The sequence below is a fragment of the Halolactibacillus halophilus genome (genome assembly GCF_900115605.1).
GTDB classification, from domain to species: domain Bacteria; phylum Bacillota; class Bacilli; order Bacillales; family Amphibacillaceae; genus Halolactibacillus; species Halolactibacillus halophilus.
Map to the genome: position 1 here is coordinate 1 of NZ_FOXC01000022.1, position 15,694 is coordinate 15,694.

The following is a 15,694-nucleotide window of genomic DNA, read 5'->3' on the forward strand; positions in this document are numbered from 1 at the left end:
CCGCGCGCGAGTTTTTTACTCCCAAAACACACACCTGCCACTTTGCTTGCCAGTTGTGTCTGTTGTTTTTCATATCGATCTTTCTTAAAGTTCAATTGGCCTAAGCGAGACTTTAGGTGTTTGATTTCAACATCAAGGTGTTGATGTTCAAAATCATAGGCGCAGTAAAATAAGCGTGTGGAATACTTATATGTCACAACAAAAAAGGCCCCTTTTTGTTGTTCACGTGATGTTTTATTGAACATCGGTGTTCCTTTAACAAAAGAGCCTTTTATTTTTTGAAGTGTCGTCAAGCGCGCCTTCGTCGCTTTTATTTTTCTTTTAACAGCGCTGATTTGTTCTTTTTTATTACGCATGTACACGTTCTTTAATTCTTTTTGTGCGGATAGAAGCGCGCGTCCTTCTTGAACAGCGCTGTTCGCATAATAATCATTTAATCCGTAACGTTGCTTTAAACGTTGATGGATGGAGACGGAACTTTTCGCTTTCGAGCCCCTAAGCTCGCGGACCTCCGCTTGATAGCGAAAATGTTTGGCTTGATTAAACACCCGGAGGGTGTGATCCGTGGACAGCACAAAATCAGGGTCGATTTTATGCTTATATAAGCGATTTGAAAAAATGGCCTTCATGCCCATGATATACACCCTCTCTTTTTTTGTGACGGTCATTGTTAGTGCTTTAATTATACCATGTGGAATATATGTTTGTCACTTCAAAAATATTCAAAACAAACGATTCATCACCCACCTAGTGCTGACGCACTTGAGGAAGGTGTCTTCTCGCCTTAATGCGATTAAAAAATGATACGATTGCTTCACAAACTACACGATGACGGAAAGCACCATTTCCTAATACTATTAACTTAAGCAATTGATGCGTTAGACTACTAATCTTAATAAGTTTGATGAATAACCTGCTTTTCTTCGGTTCTATTTAACTTAGGCCTCGTTTCATTCCCGTGAGTGCTTTAAGTGGGGCGATATCTTGGACGTATTCTAATATACCCATATACGCACCGTCATCATCTCTAATGGCCACGTATGTGACATGAATAAATTGCCCGTTTTTTCGTTCAAACCACATCTGTTCTTTATCTTTTACACCACTGCGTAAATCTTCAACTAGTTTGAGCACCATCGCTAAACTTTTTGGCGGGTGACAGTTTTTTACTTCACGGCCAATTGCACTCGGTGCACGTAAGAAAACTTTGTCTTCATCTGGGATACTGTTGTTAAAGTATTTAAAGACATCATCTTTGTTGATGAACGTTAATTCCATCGGAATAAGATCAAGAATTTTTCTCACTTCTTTTAACGTTAAAAAGCCTTGTCCAAATGGGATCTCTTGTGTATCTGGTAGATTGTTTAAGTCCAGTGGTTTTTCTACTTGAGATTCAGAGTGATTGGCTTCTTTTTCTTCCACAAAGTCGACCCGTTCTGGTACCCATTTTTCTTCTGGTTCAACAATCGCATAGCCAAATCGTTCACTGTCTTCGGCAATATGAAGCCAGTCATCTTCATTAAAAATATCTAGCACTAGTGGAATCATAATTGCTTCCTCTTTAAAAATCATTTCCGTAAACTCATGGCTAAAGGTGTCGAAACATTCTTTTAATGCTGTGACACCTGTATCATAAATCGAATCCAGATGAGTTAACACCTCGAAAAATAGCGTCCGAATCTGGTCATCCACTCCCCACATCACTTTAGGAGGAGCTGTGTGATTGTATTTTTCCATCACCGGAAACATAACTTCTTCTTTTCGCTGATAATGCTGTTCGAATTGACCGAGTAAAGCCAACTGATTTTTCAACCCTCGCAATAGCCCCGGCTCTAACGCATCATCTGATATGTTCTTAATTAACCGATTGATTCGCATTAGCGCCGCTCGCATTGCTTGGTTTTCTGTCTTTAATACGTGAATCGGGTGACCTGGTTTTTCAAATTCACTGACATCACCCACACCATCGACCTTATTTTTAAAGAGGTTGGCATGCACGTTACACAGTTCCATCACATCTTCAAAAGTAATATCATTCTTCTCACTCTCAATTAGCTGATGCTCCATCAAAGAAATCTCAATCGCACTCACTCCTTGAAAATGTTCATCAAATTCCGCTTGGACCTCTTCTGGGGTACTGCCGTGATGCAGCCGCGTTAGAATATCCGTTAAAATGTTCATCCGTTGTTGTTCTTTATCATTCGTATAAGTCACTTTTCATCTACTCCCTTTACCTCATAGCCATTCCACTCAAGTTCTTTTCTAAGTGACGTTACATCTGCTTTAATCTTCCCCGCCCCTTGATTTAAACTAACTAAACGCCCTGCCGTGTTTAACATCGCTTTGTCTGTCAACGGCTTAAAGCCAAACTCAACTAAGAGTTGTTTGACCTCAGGGTGTTGTTTAATCACATCATACACTGGTATTTGGAAATCTATTGTATTGTCGATAATCTTCACGTCCTCTTCGTTTATATCTTATAACAATTCATCTATTGAATAACATTATGTTTGTACTTACTAACATGAAGTGCGTTATGCCATTCATTGTAACACTTTAACGCCCTTTATAACGGATCGAAATATGACGAATTGTTGATATTTTACCGATAAGTATATAAACAAATTTTAGGTTGTTTCGGAGTTAGCTACTTTTCATGAATAATCATCGGCACATTTTCATGATGAGATTGGGACAATATGCATTTTTTTGTCTTCTTTTCTTTTTTTCTGTTGACGGATAGATTTGATAAGACTATACTTTGATTATTGATTAAATAAGCGAAAAGGAGGTCACGATTATGAACACACCTATTACTCACCCCACACGTATGACACAAGTAAATGATTTCACCGTGATCTCCGCTGATATGATGTTTCTCTAAATAATTCGACTTATCTATATTTATCGTTACATTTTGTGGCGTTAAGTAGGCTTGTCCTATGTATTTAGCACATCGTTAAACCATGTGGTCACGAGCAAATTCGTGACCTTTTTTGCGTACGCGTACCCCCTTGGAGTACGTGTTTAGCACAGACGTCTCGGATGTCTGTGCTTTTTTTCGTTTAATCAAACATTAACGAAAAGGAGGAAAAAAGCAATGTTAGTAAGAACACACATGAAAAATGACAAACCTGGGGAAGGCTTTGGTTAGTCAAATAAGGATTTGTTTAAAAAAGGAGTGTGACACATGTTTCAAGTATTTAATAAATTAGCTTGGTTTTTTAAAGACCAATGGCTACGGTACCTCATCGCAATTATTGCGCTCGTGTTTGCAAGTTTTCTTGATCTCATTCCCCCGCGACTTGTCGGGAATGCGATTGACGCCATTCAGTTCAACGAACTGACAAAAGATGCACTCACAGAGACACTACTCATATACGGCGGATTGATCGTTTTAACTTATGCGGTTATGTTTTTATGGGATTATACGCTATTTAGCGGTGCCTTGTTGCTTGAACGACAAATCCGTTCAAAGTTAATGCGCCACTTTCTCATGATGAGCCCTCGATTCTTTAGTAAGAACCGGACCGGTGACTTAATGGCCCGGGCGACCAATGATTTAAAGGCCATCATGATGACATCAGGCTTTGGTATTTTAACACTTGTTGATTCAACCGTGTTTATGTCTTTAATTGTTTTAATGATGGGCCTTACGGTGAACTGGACATTAACGTTTATGGCACTGATTCCGATGCCCGTTATGGCGATTATTGTGTATAAGTACGGGGAAATTATTCATCTGCGGTTTACTGATGCCCAGGAAGCATTTAGTGATTTGAATAACTACACGCTTGAATCAATTCGTGGTGTCAGTGTGACCCGTGCGTTCGTACAAGAACAACACGATCTTAACCGTTTTAAAGAAAAAACCGCCGACGTGTTTAATAAAAATAAAGCCGTCGCTCAAATGGAAGCTTACTTTGAACCAACGATGAAGATTCTTGTTGGAATTTCTTACACGATTGGTTTAGGTTACGGAGCCATCATGGTAATGGACAACCGGATTTCAATTGGTGATCTGGTCTCATTTAACGTCTATTTAGGGATGATGATTTGGCCGATGTTTGCGATTGGCGAACTGATTAATGTGATGCAGCGCGGGAATGCGTCCCTCGACCGGGTCAATCATGTCTTAAAACAACAATCGGACGTGAAAGAACCAACCCAACCGGTTGATGTAAATCAACCAGAAGTCATTCAATTTAACGACGTAACGTTTCTTTATCCAGGTTCAAAAGAACCGGCCTTAACAAACATTGATTTAACGATCAAACAAGGAGAAACGATTGGGATTGTCGGTAAAACAGGCGCTGGTAAAACAACATTATTTAAACAACTATTAAGACAATATCCTGCACCAGACGGGCACTTGCTGATTAATGATGTCCCAATCGATCGATTAACGCTTGATACAACACGAGAATGGATTGGCTACGTGCCGCAACAACACATTTTATTCTCTAAAACGGTACGCGAGAATCTCTTATTTGGGGTTGGTCATGTCTCTGATGACGTGATTAATAAGATGCTGACATCAACTTCGTTAAAGTCTGATATCGATGCCCTTTCAAACGGACTTGATACGCTTGTGGGTGAAAGTGGCGTTACATTATCGGGTGGTCAAAAACAACGGTTATCATTAGCCCGAGCGTTATTAATGGATCCTGAAATCCTAATTTTAGACGATGCGTTATCGGCCGTTGATGGTAAAACAGAAGCAACAACTATTGACCATTTAAAAGCAGAGCGCCAACAAAAAACAACCTTGATTGCGGCTCACCGTTTATCAGCTGTCACCCATGCGGACCAAATTATTGTTCTGACAGACGGTAAAATCACAGAACATGGAACCCATGAGACTCTCATGCAGCAAAATGGCTGGTACAAAGAACAATTTATGATTCAACAAATGACTGAGGAGGTGGAGACTGAATGAAAGCCTCTGTAGAAAAACGTTTATTACGTTATCTGTTCATTAATAAACAAACGATTACGTTTGCACTCATTGCCCTCATCATCGCGGTTGCTTTAGAGCTGACGGGACCGTTTATCGCCAAACAAGTAATTGATCGTCATATCGTGGGTGTACAAACCGAATGGGTAGCTATCACGGACAATAATGACAATGACACAATTGAACTCGACAACCGTTACTTAAAAAGAAGTGACCGGTTAGATGAGGACGATGTGGTGATTAATACCCTTACCTTTGTTCAAGTTAACCGCGCCTATTATCTAGCGGAAGGTACAGTTCCGGTTGGTGAGACACTTACTGTAACAGAAGATGGACAGTCACTTATGTCTGAATTGGAAAATTTTCAGGCGGAAAAATTATCTGCGGCCACTGCCGCTGAGTTTTTCGCACCGGAAGTCCGACCCATTATGCTTTGGTTAGCACTTTATCTAGGCTTGATTTTAATTGCCTCCGTCTTCCAATATTTAAAGACGTATTTATTACAAGTCCATGCAAATAAAATCATTCAAACGATGCGGAATGATGTCTTTGAAACGGTTGAGCGCTTACCGATGCGCTACTTTGTCAATATGCCGGCTGGAAAGATTTTAGCACGGGTAACCAATGACACCGAAGCCATTAAAGAACTGTATGTTCGGGTATTAGAAACATTTGTGAACGGGTTTATTTATATGGGTGGGATTATGATTGCACTCTATTTATTAAATCCGACTTTAGCAACAATAAGTCTCGTGTTATTGCCCCTCCTCATGTTGTTTATGAAATTTTATAAGATGTATGCAGGGCAATACAATGATGTCATTCGTGCTGTTAATAGCGATATTAATGCATCGATTAATGAATCAATCCAAACAATGCCAATCATTCAAGCCTTTAGACGAACCAATGACCGAGCGGATGAATTTGAGCAACTCAATGACAAACATTACCGCTTCCAAAAGAAAATGGTGGCCTTGTCGGCCCTTGCCTCTTATAACTTAGTGAACGTCCTTCGTGGGATTGCGTTCCTTAGCTTTATTTGGTTCTTCGGTAACCAGTCATTAACAGGAACAATGCTTGTTTCTACCGGCTTACTCTATGCCTTTGTTGATTACTTAACCCGGCTGTTTGAACCAATGACGCAAATGGTCAATCAACTCCCGCAGTTAGAACAAGCCAGAGTGTCTGCCCGTCGCGTGTTTCAATTACTTGATGAAGACACTGAAGCGATTGAAGATGAAACATTACCTAGAATTAAAGGTGACGTAAGATTTGATCATGTCACTTTCGGTTATGACAAAGGCGAGACAATCTTAAATGATTTATCTTTTCACGTTGCACCTGGTGAAACGGCGGCCTTTGTCGGCCATACGGGTTCAGGTAAAAGTTCCGTTATGAATTTATTGTTTCGGTTTTATGATCCTGGTAAAGGAAAAGTGTTGTTAGATAGTGTCGATACCCAAACACTTACCCGCCAACAAACACGCACACATATGGCGATTGTCTTACAAGACCCATTTATCTTTACCGGTACCGTACTGTCAAACATCACATTAAATGATCCTAAAATTAGTCGAGACCAAGCGATTGCAGCGCTAAAAGCTGTCGGAGCTGATCAATTCATCGAAAAGCTTCCACGACAGTATGATGAGCCCGTTGGTGAAAATGGAAATGAATTCTCAACTGGACAGCGTCAACTACTGTCATTCGCCCGCGCCTTAGCCTTTGACCCAGCGATTCTTATCCTGGACGAGGCAACAGCGAATATCGACTCTGAAACAGAAATGATGATTCAAGAAGCGATGAATGTTTTAAGTAAAGGACGGACCATGCTCGTAATTGCTCACCGGCTCTCAACGATTCAACACGCAGATCAAATCATCGTTCTTAATAAGGGTGAAATTATTGAACGCGGAACGCACCTGTCATTACTAAATGAAAAAGGTAGTTATTATCAGATGTATAAAATGCAGCAAGCTGGCATAGACGAAGTAATGTAAGAAATTGAGATGTATCCAACGATAATTCAATTGTAGATAGAAAAAAGTCCGGTGACCTTTAAGTATTCTACCTAAAGGTCACCGGACTTTATATCGATGTGAAAACATTAAAATTCTTTTACTAAGTTAGCCATTTCGATTGCTGACACAGCAGCATCCGCACCTTTATTCCCTGCTTTTGTACCGGCGCGCTCAATCGCTTGTTCAATCGTTTCGGTTGTTAACACACCAAAGATGGTTGGTACATCTGTTGTCATAGTGACTTGTGAGACACCTTTAGCCACTTCATTACATACATAATCAAAGTGTGGTGTTGACCCACGAATAACCGTACCCAACGTAATCACCGCATCATACTTCTTTGATGCGGCCATTTTCTTTGCGATGAGCGGAATCTCAAAAGCCCCCGGGACCCACGCAACCGTAATATCTTCATCTTTTACACCGTGGCGCTTCAATGTATCTTCTGCTCCGCCGAGTAACTTACCGGTAATAAATTCGTTAAATCTTCCGACAACAATTCCAATCTTTAAATCTGTGGCTACTAATGTGCTTTGTATAGTGTTTACCATGTATATTCTCTCCTAGTTTTTCATCATTTTTTATATGACATTTCTGTTTGCCATGCCTATTCATTATTGATTGTTCAATAAATGACCAAGTTTCGTACTTTTTGTTTTTAAGTAGTCTGCATTGTTTTCGTTCGCAGCAATTTCAATCGCTTGACGCTTATTAATATTAATCCCATAACGCGTTAAACCCTCTAGCTTTCTCGGATTGTTCGTCATTAATGTGATTGTTTCAAGCCCTAAATCTTTTAAAATTTGCGCCGCAATAGAATAATCACGTAGATCAGCACCAAAGCCTAATTGGTGATTAGCTTCAACCGTGTCATAACCTTGTTCTTGAAGCTCATAGGCTTTTAGTTTGTTAATCAGCCCAATGCCGCGGCCTTCCTGACGCATGTAAATGACAGCACCTACACCACGCTCTTCGATTGTTTCAAGTGCTCGTTCAAGTTGTGGTCCGCAGTCACAGCGTTTTGAACCGAACACATCACCGGTGAGACATTCTGAATGAACCCGCACGAGTGGTGCTTCGTCTTTCGTTAAATCACCTTTAATGAGTGCGACATGTTCTTTACCGGTGACTGTTTCAACATAGCCAACCATCTTAAAATCACCACGTAACGTTGGCAGCTGAATATTCGCTTCACGCGTCACGAGTCTATCATGTCTTTTTCGGTACTCGACCAGTTGTTCAATCGTAATCATCACCAGACTTTCTGCTTCTGCGAAGGCTTTTAATTCACTTGTGCGCATCATTTGCCCATCTTCTCGCATAATTTCACAAATAACGCCAACGGGTTTTGCGCCTGCGAGTTTCGCTAAATCAATCGCTGCCTCGGTATGCCCTGGTCGCTTCACGACCCCATCGGGGTCGGCAATCAACGGAAATACATGACCGGGTCGTTTAAAATCAACTGGCGTACTACTTTCTTCTAATAAAGCAAGAATCGTTTGTGATCGTTCAAAAGCACTAATGCCCGTATGAGTCCCAATATGATCAATACTAATAGAAAAATTTGTACCGTGGTCATCCGTATTTCTAGAGACCATCTCTGTAAGCAGTAGCCTGTCTGCGAGTGTTTTCTCAATCGGCGTACAAATCAGCCCTTTTCCTTTTGTCGCCATATAGTTAATCACTTCAGGTGTCGCATGTTCACCTAAAGCAATAAAGTCTCCTTCATTTTCCCGGTACTCATCATCAATCACAATAATGACTTCGCCACGCTTTAATGCCTCAAGTGCTTGTTCAATCGTATGCATCTTGCTCCCTCCTTAATAAAACCCTAAATCTTTTAATTTTTCTTCCGTTACGCCTGACGATTGCTTCTCATGACTTTGATGCGTCAACAGACGTTCCATATATTTCATTAAGACATCATATTCAATATTCACCGTATCACCTGCTTCTTTCACCCCAAGAATGGTCGCTGCTTGCGTTTCTGGAATGAGTGATAAGGTAAAGCTAGTCTCATCCGCATGAAACACCGTGAGTGAGGTCCCGTCAACCGTAACAGAGCCTTTATCAGCAAGATACTTTGCCTTATCAGTTGGCACGGTAATTTTGACATATTTTGCAATTGTATCGCGCCACGTTTTTTCAATTGTCAACACGTGATCGACATGACCTGAAACAAAGTGACCCCCAAATCGACCGTTGGCGTGCATGGCGCGCTCTAGGTTGACTTCGGAACCCCTCGTTAAATCTTTTAAATTTGTAGCTTCGTAGGTTTCTGGCATCACATCAACTGAAAAGTGATAATCAGTAAAATGGGTAACAGTTAAACATACCCCGTTCACACTAATGGAATCCCCAATATGCACATCACCGAGTATTTTTTCAGCACCGACGGTTAAAACAAGACTACGACCATTTTTTGTGATGGTTTGTAATGTACCTTTTTCTTCAACAATTCCGGTAAACACAACTAATCCCCCACTTTCTTAGAGGCTTTAATAAAGAGATCTTCACCTATTCGTTCCACCTGTTTAAATGATAACGCGAAAGCATCGTTCATCCACTCTGGCGATTGACCACCAATCACTCCAAAGCTATCTTTACCCGTCAGTAACTTAGGCGCAATATAGACGTGACACTCATCAACAAAACCACTTTCAACAAAGCTCTTATGCACTGTCTCGCCACCTTCAACATAGACTGATTGAATATTCAACTTAGCTAAGCGCATAAGTAATTCAGGAATCTCTACTCGTTGACTTGATAGCTGAATGACACTGACTGTAGGGTGCTTATCAGTAAATAAATCGGTGTTTGCTTCTTTCCCGCACACAACATACGTTTTATGTTCATCATGAAACAACGCGAGATGATCCGGTAAATCTAAATCATTTGCTAGCACAATCCGAATCGGATTTTTACCGTATTCCGGTTGCCGTACGGTGAGACTTGGATTATCTTTTACCGCTGTCCCTTTACCAATCAAAATCGCATCATGTTTCGCCCGGTGATGGTGTACATGCTCTCGAGCAGCTTCTCCTGTCACCCAGCGGCTATCACCCGTTTTAGTAGCTGTTTTTCCATCAAGTGTCATCGCAGCTTTTAACGTCACTAACGGACGCTGTTCTTTCATAAAGTGAAAAAAGATCTTATTTAAAGCAATCGCTTCTTCTTTCATTAAGCCGACATCAACCGAGAGTCCCGCATCTTTTAACCAGTTAATCCCGCGACCACTCACGAGTGGATTCGGGTCTTCAGTTGCAATCACGACACGTGATACACCTGCTTCAATTAGTAACCGGCTACACGGCGGTGTTTTACCGGTATGTGAACAAGGTTCAAGTGTGACATACGCTGTAGCCCCGTTTGCTTTTTCACCCGCTTGCTGAATCGCCAATACTTCCGCATGACCTTCACCAGGAACTAAGTGACTTCCGAGTCCAACAATCACGCCATCGCGCACAAGTACACAACCGACTGAAGGGTTTGGTGACGTTTGACCAATGGTTCCTTTGGCTAATTCAACTGCTAGTGCCATGTAATCTTGATCTTTCATACTTTCACTCCTCTCTTATTTTTTGTAACCCTTATTATTTCAAATACAAATAGATCTTTTTTTCGGTCAAAAACACCCCAAATCAAAAGACTTGGGGTGTTTACATTAAAGAAATGATCAACAAATAAACAGTCCTCGCCCGCTTTTAGACAGACGTATTTTTGCACATTGTCATTTCTTGTTTAATCTTTTTCCCATCCAGACTTTCACTGTCGGCTTTGGAATCCCACCAAATCCACCTTCACAACCATTAATTGATCCGGGTCACGGACTTAAGGTTTGTCGTTCGCCTCTTACCGTCGGTCGGGAGTTACACCCTGCCCCAAAAGATTACTATTCGATTGCTCACATTCTAACATACTTTTTTATTGGATGCATGACATTTGCTTTTACCAAAAGAAAAATAACGGTCGCTAAGCTTCTTCCCCAATGATTCTTACTTCTCGTTCTAATGTGACACCGAAGCTGTCTTTCACTGTCTGTTGAACCATTTCAATTACCGAAATATAATCACTGGCTGTCGCATGATCCTTATTGACAATAAAACCTGCATGCTTCGTTGACACTTCCGCCCCACCAATCCCTTTACCTTGCAAACCGCTATCTTGGATCAATTTACCAGCAAAGTGACCAGGTGGCCGTTTAAAGACACTGCCACATGATGGATACTCTAACGGTTGTTTCGATTCGCGTCTTTGCGTTAAGTCATCCATTATCGCCTTAATTTCTTGTCGGTCTTTCTGTTCGAGTGCAAAACGCGCCTCTAATACAATCCAATTATTCTCACCGACATTGCTCGTCCGGTAACCAAGAGCCAGATCAGATGCCTTCACATCAAGCACTTCTCCCACTTTGGTCATCACAGTGACTGAAGCCAAACAATCTTTCACTTCACCACCATAAGCGCCTGCATTCATAAACACCGCACCACCGACAGTCCCTGGAATGCCACAAGCAAATTCAAGTCCTGAAAGTGAGGCCTTAAGAGCATAATAAGACGTATCAATAATCGTTGCCCCGCCTCCAGCAATCACGACATCACCTTCAACTGTGATAGTATTTAAGTGAGACAAACTCATCACTATCCCGCGGATCCCACCGTCTCGAATAATGAGGTTCGACCCATTTCCAAGTAACGTGAGCGGGAGCTGGTACTCTCTACTAGCTTGGACGACTGCTTGTACTTCCTCAATCGACTTAGGAAAAGCAAAGACATCTGCCGGCCCACCTAACTTGGTATATAAGTATTGTCCCATTGGTTCATTAAAATGTAATTCTACACTAGGTAAATCATTGATCATTTTATTTATTATTTCTTCAGCTAATCGCATACTCTTCATCCTTTATCTCAACATTCTTCACCTATTATAACAGAAACAACTTGACTATAATATTAAATCCATTGCCTATACACTAATATAACTCTTACAATATATGAGGCAAATATCTATCTTTTTATTTTTTCTGTTTTATCACCTTTACAAAGCTATTTCATTGACGTTTCTGCTTGCTTGGCGTAGCATCCATACTATACCTAACATATAAAGAGGAGAGAGTGTCATGACACATTCAAATAAAACATTTACACACGTCCCATTATCCATTCTTGATTTATCACCGTTAAACGACCAAGAAACACCTCGCGTTGCCTTACAACATTCTGTCGAACTTGCTCAACACGCAGAAGATTGGGGTTATTATCGTTACTGGGTAGCAGAACACCATAATGCCGCCTCTAGTGCGAGTGTCTCTCCGCCACTCCTTATTAATCAAATTGCTAATCATACCGACACGATTCGGCTCGGTTCTGGTGGGATGATGTTACCAAACCACTCCCCACTTGTTGTTGCGGAACAATTTGGTCTCTTAAGTGCTCTACACCCCAATCGGATTGATTTAGGACTTGGACGCGCTCCAGGAACAGATCAACTAACCGCAAGAGCTTTGCGCCGGGGCGATGTTCACGCTTTCCCTGAACACATCCGTGAGATTCAGCATTATTTTAACGGCTCTCCTAAAAATCAGGTAAGGGCAGTGACAGCTGAGAACCAACACGTGCCGATCTTCTTATTAGGCTCGAGTACCTTCAGTGCCAAGCTTGCTGCTGAGATGGGGCTTGCCTATGCTTTTGCTGGTCATTTTTCACCAGGCGAGGCAAAGACAGCCCTTACGCTTTACCGCGATCACTTTAAGCCATCCGAACACTTATCAGAACCTTACACAATCTTAGCACTCAATGTCATTGCTGGTGAAACCGATGAAGAAGCGCAACTTTTATTTAGTTCAATGGAACAACTCTTTCTTAATATGATTCGGTCGAAGTCTTTACCAATTCAACCACCGCGCGATTTAACAGACGAGGTGTCACCGCACGAACAAGCAGCCATCAGGCGTTCTCTCGATGGTAGTATTATTGGTTCACTTTCAACTGTTAAAACAGAACTTGCTTCACGCATTGAGGACTTACCCATTGATGAGGTAATGGCAACATCGTTATTATACGATCAAACCGACCGATTAAACTCTTATCAAAGACTAAGTACGCTATTAAGCTAACCATATTTTTAACAAGCTGCTAATCCGCTACTTTGTTGATACAACCTTATTCATTACTTTAAAGCATATGTAAAATACGGTATACTTTTGTAGGACAAAATCTTAAAAAAGCGGTGACATACTATGTTAGAAGATACGGGAGAGCGCGTGATCCCAGAAGAAATGTTGATTACTAATGAATTATTAATTGAACACGTTGCACGGTATCACTTTGCCTTACCTTTTATTAAAAAAGGACGGGTACTCGATATGGCGTCAGGCTCTGGCTTTGGTACCCATATTATTGCGAAAAAGAAAAAGAAAGTCATTGATGAAGTGATTGGTCTTGATATTGATGACCAGGCAATAGCTTATGCTAAAAAAAACTATTATCATCCGAAGTCGTCGTTTCACCAAGCTGACTTAGCGGAAGAATGTTTAGTTGATACATGGGGACAATTTGATGTAATTACAAGTTTTGAGACCTTTGAACATATTGAAGCAGAAACAAACTTTTTAACTAACGCTTATGACTTATTAAAACCTGGTGGTGTATTAATCATGTCGACACCGTTTGGCGCCGGGCGAGGAGAACCTTGTGGTTCGCCTTTTCATGTGCATCAAATTACACCAGATGAATTTAAGGCGCTGTTTAGCGACAAACAAGTCACTTCTATTGACTATTACTTACAAAAAGGTGCCTTGATTCAAAAAGAATCAGACCCTGTCCTTGATTATTATCCCCTTGGCATACTCGTCTTAACAAAATAATACGATCAATCTCAAGCGTCCGACTGACTCTCTCAGCCGGACGCTTATTTCGTATCGATACAGTTAGAGATAAAATTTTACATAAACCATACATTTAATTTATACTCACTTCACATCTATCCACTAAAATACCTATAAGAGAAGTAGGGGGGATCGCATGTTTAAAAGAGAGAAGTTAACAATGGGACAACAGCTAACAATGATGATGCTCATTATTTTATCAATCACTACCATTGTGGTAGGAACAGTCAACTATACGATGAGTAAAGACGAACTCTTAAGCACAACAAAAAACCGTCTCGCTCGTGAGACAGATATGATTAAAGATATTGCGGCAAACTTAGATTTTGTGTATGTTAGTGATTACGACTATTTTTATTCACAACTCGAGCGCACGATTGATGAACAAAAACAAACACTAACAAAAGATGGTTTAACCTCTTTTTATTACCGTCTAGCTGATGGGAACTTTACGCCATTTAAAACAAGTCAAGATCAAAACCTTACACCATCAGATGCTGTCATTACAACTATTACAGAACAAGAGGACGGGGTGTTTGAACAAACCATTAATGGCAAAGCGTATTTAATTGCCAAGCGCTATTTACCAGAAATCGAGGCCAATTATTTACTGCTTGTACCTGAAACAAGTTACCTTGCCCCGATTGTGACGATGCGGACGACAACAGTGATCATTAGCGTGGCCGGGATGATTTTAGGTAGCGTCCTAACTGTCTTATTCGTTCAAAATATTACAAAACCACTCAAGCAACTAAAAGCAGGGATGGAACGGATTCACACCGGAGATTTTAGCCCGCTTATTTTAAAGAAAATATATACACCAGAAATTAAAAGTTTAACGGAGAGTTACAACTTTATGGTTGATGAACTCGACACGATTTTTTCTCAGCTTAAACAATCGATTAACGATTTAACTAAAAGTGGCCAGCACTTAGAAAAAGAATCCGATCAGATGATTGACCGTTCACACACACTAACAGAAACAACCCGGGCAGTGGAAAAAAGTGCAGAGGTGACAAGAACTCATACGGAAAGGACTCAAACAATCGTCACCGCTGCAACGACTAGCTTACAACTTTCTAAAGATCATTTAAGTGAGACACTCCATTTCACAGAATCAATGAATACGGCCTCTTCAACAGGTAAAAAAGAATTGGATGACTTAATCGAACAACTCGCCACGTTTAAAACAGAGCTTACTTCGATGCAGCAAGAGCTACATGAGGTACTCGGACAAGTCAACCATACATATAACTTAACCGGGGCTATTCAAATAATCTCTGACCAGACAAAGTTACTAGCATTAAATGCTTCAATCGAAGCGAGCCGGGCTGGTAAAGAAGGACAAGGCTTTATGGTTGTTGCCAGAGAAGTGAGTAAACTTGCTGAAGAAACAAAAGCGATTACCGTTAATATGTTTGATCACATGACTAAAACGAAACAGATGACCACGTCAGCTGTCTCAACGAGTGATTTACTCGTAGAACATCATTTAGGGCATGTTGAGACAATGAAACAGACAACGGATGCCTTTGATAGTTTACTAGACACGATCAAGGAGCAAACAGCGTCTATTCACGTCATTGAGCAGGATGTGTCTGCGTTATTTGAACGGTTTAATGAACTGACCAATGTCTCAAGAAAACTTGATCAAATCGCCGAAGACAATCATCAACATACCGCCGGTATGTCCCAGCTCGCGATTAGTCATAAAGAAGAAACAGCAATGGTTCATAAGGAAGGGGCAAATATCTTAAGTTTTGCGACAGCTTTGCAGTCATTGATTGATAGTTTTAAAAGCTAAAAAAAGCACCCGCGGGTGCTTTTTAT

The 15,694-nt window shown here is 40.8% G+C and carries 12 protein-coding genes, 1 pseudogene and 1 riboswitch; of the genes and pseudogenes, 5 read left to right on the plus strand and 8 right to left on the minus strand.

The window, feature by feature from the left end; all coding sequences use genetic code 11:
• The 3 genes and pseudogenes from BM098_RS08440 to BM098_RS08450 form a co-directional block, all read right to left on the minus strand.
• Positions 1-635: pseudogene (locus BM098_RS08440) on the minus strand (IS200/IS605 family accessory protein TnpB-related protein); the annotation flags it as partial.
• A gap of 298 nt (positions 636-933) precedes the next feature.
• Positions 934-2,214: a DUF438 domain-containing protein gene (locus tag BM098_RS08445; RefSeq protein WP_234987460.1), complete on the minus strand. Its 1,281-nt coding sequence runs from the start codon at positions 2,212-2,214 to the stop codon at positions 934-936.
• On the minus strand, positions 2,211-2,459 hold the full coding sequence (locus tag BM098_RS08450) for a DUF1858 domain-containing protein (RefSeq protein ID WP_234987461.1): 249 nt from the start codon (positions 2,457-2,459) through the stop codon (positions 2,211-2,213). The genes BM098_RS08445 and BM098_RS08450 overlap by 4 nt, the downstream gene beginning before the upstream one ends.
• Positions 2,460-3,190: 731 nt before the next feature.
• Here BM098_RS08450 and BM098_RS08455 point away from each other — a divergent pair.
• Positions 3,191-4,939: an ABC transporter ATP-binding protein gene (locus BM098_RS08455; RefSeq protein WP_089832355.1), complete on the plus strand. Its 1,749-nt coding sequence runs from the start codon at positions 3,191-3,193 to the stop codon at positions 4,937-4,939.
• Positions 4,936-6,957: an ABC transporter ATP-binding protein gene (locus BM098_RS08460; protein WP_089832357.1), complete on the plus strand. Its 2,022-nt coding sequence runs from the start codon at positions 4,936-4,938 to the stop codon at positions 6,955-6,957. Before BM098_RS08455 ends, BM098_RS08460 begins: the two co-directional genes overlap by 4 nt.
• A gap of 107 nt (positions 6,958-7,064) precedes the next feature.
• Here BM098_RS08460 and ribH read toward each other — a convergent pair whose 3' ends face one another.
• From ribH to murB, 5 genes are all read right to left on the minus strand, one after another.
• The gene (gene ribH, locus BM098_RS08465; RefSeq protein WP_089832358.1) at positions 7,065-7,529 is read right to left on the minus strand and encodes a 6,7-dimethyl-8-ribityllumazine synthase; all 465 of its coding nucleotides are present in this window, start codon (positions 7,527-7,529) and stop codon (positions 7,065-7,067) included.
• 63 nt (positions 7,530-7,592) lie between these two features.
• A complete protein-coding gene (locus BM098_RS08470) occupies positions 7,593-8,786 on the minus strand; it encodes a bifunctional 3,4-dihydroxy-2-butanone-4-phosphate synthase/GTP cyclohydrolase II (protein ID WP_089832360.1) in 1,194 nt (397 codons plus the stop codon).
• 12 nt (positions 8,787-8,798) lie between these two features.
• Complete coding sequence (gene ribE, locus BM098_RS08475; RefSeq protein WP_089832362.1) at positions 8,799-9,449, minus strand: riboflavin synthase; 651 nt, start codon at positions 9,447-9,449, stop codon at positions 8,799-8,801.
• 2 nt (positions 9,450-9,451) lie between these two features.
• On the minus strand, positions 9,452-10,537 hold the full coding sequence (ribD, locus tag BM098_RS08480; protein WP_089832364.1) for a bifunctional diaminohydroxyphosphoribosylaminopyrimidine deaminase/5-amino-6-(5-phosphoribosylamino)uracil reductase RibD: 1,086 nt from the start codon (positions 10,535-10,537) through the stop codon (positions 9,452-9,454).
• A gap of 182 nt (positions 10,538-10,719) precedes the next feature.
• Positions 10,720-10,871: riboswitch (FMN riboswitch) on the minus strand.
• A gap of 79 nt (positions 10,872-10,950) precedes the next feature.
• Complete coding sequence (gene murB, locus BM098_RS08485; RefSeq protein ID WP_089832365.1) at positions 10,951-11,868, minus strand: UDP-N-acetylmuramate dehydrogenase; 918 nt, start codon at positions 11,866-11,868, stop codon at positions 10,951-10,953.
• A gap of 229 nt (positions 11,869-12,097) precedes the next feature.
• Between murB and BM098_RS08490 the strand changes: the two genes are divergently transcribed.
• The 3 genes from BM098_RS08490 to BM098_RS08500 all read left to right on the plus strand — a co-directional run bounded on the left by BM098_RS08490 (position 12,098) and on the right by BM098_RS08500 (position 15,668).
• A complete protein-coding gene (locus tag BM098_RS08490; protein ID WP_089832367.1) occupies positions 12,098-13,093 on the plus strand; it encodes an LLM class flavin-dependent oxidoreductase in 996 nt (331 codons plus the stop codon).
• A gap of 123 nt (positions 13,094-13,216) precedes the next feature.
• Positions 13,217-13,843 carry a class I SAM-dependent methyltransferase gene (locus tag BM098_RS08495; protein WP_089832369.1) on the plus strand — a complete coding sequence of 209 codons (627 nt, stop codon included), beginning with the start codon at positions 13,217-13,219 and terminating at the stop codon, positions 13,841-13,843.
• A gap of 157 nt (positions 13,844-14,000) precedes the next feature.
• Positions 14,001-15,668: a methyl-accepting chemotaxis protein gene (locus BM098_RS08500; RefSeq protein WP_089832371.1), complete on the plus strand. Its 1,668-nt coding sequence runs from the start codon at positions 14,001-14,003 to the stop codon at positions 15,666-15,668.
• Positions 15,669-15,694 lie beyond the last annotated feature (26 nt).

Bases quoted from the DNA above. Each gene is read 5' to 3' on its own strand.
- murB (WP_089832365.1), bottom strand. From the start codon at position 11,868: ATGCGATTAGCTGAAGAAATAATAAATAAAATGATCAATGATTTACCT.
- BM098_RS08500 (WP_089832371.1), top strand. From the start codon at position 14,001: ATGTTTAAAAGAGAGAAGTTAACAATGGGACAACAGCTAACAATGATG.
- BM098_RS08490 (WP_089832367.1), top strand. From the start codon at position 12,098: ATGACACATTCAAATAAAACATTTACACACGTCCCATTATCCATTCTT.
- BM098_RS08455 (WP_089832355.1), top strand. From the start codon at position 3,191: ATGTTTCAAGTATTTAATAAATTAGCTTGGTTTTTTAAAGACCAATGG.
- BM098_RS08470 (WP_089832360.1), bottom strand. From the start codon at position 8,786: ATGCATACGATTGAACAAGCACTTGAGGCATTAAAGCGTGGCGAAGTC.
- ribD (WP_089832364.1), bottom strand. From the start codon at position 10,537: ATGAAAGATCAAGATTACATGGCACTAGCAGTTGAATTAGCCAAAGGA.
- BM098_RS08495 (WP_089832369.1), top strand. From the start codon at position 13,217: ATGTTAGAAGATACGGGAGAGCGCGTGATCCCAGAAGAAATGTTGATT.
- ribH (WP_089832358.1), bottom strand. From the start codon at position 7,529: ATGGTAAACACTATACAAAGCACATTAGTAGCCACAGATTTAAAGATT.
- BM098_RS08460 (WP_089832357.1), top strand. From the start codon at position 4,936: ATGAAAGCCTCTGTAGAAAAACGTTTATTACGTTATCTGTTCATTAAT.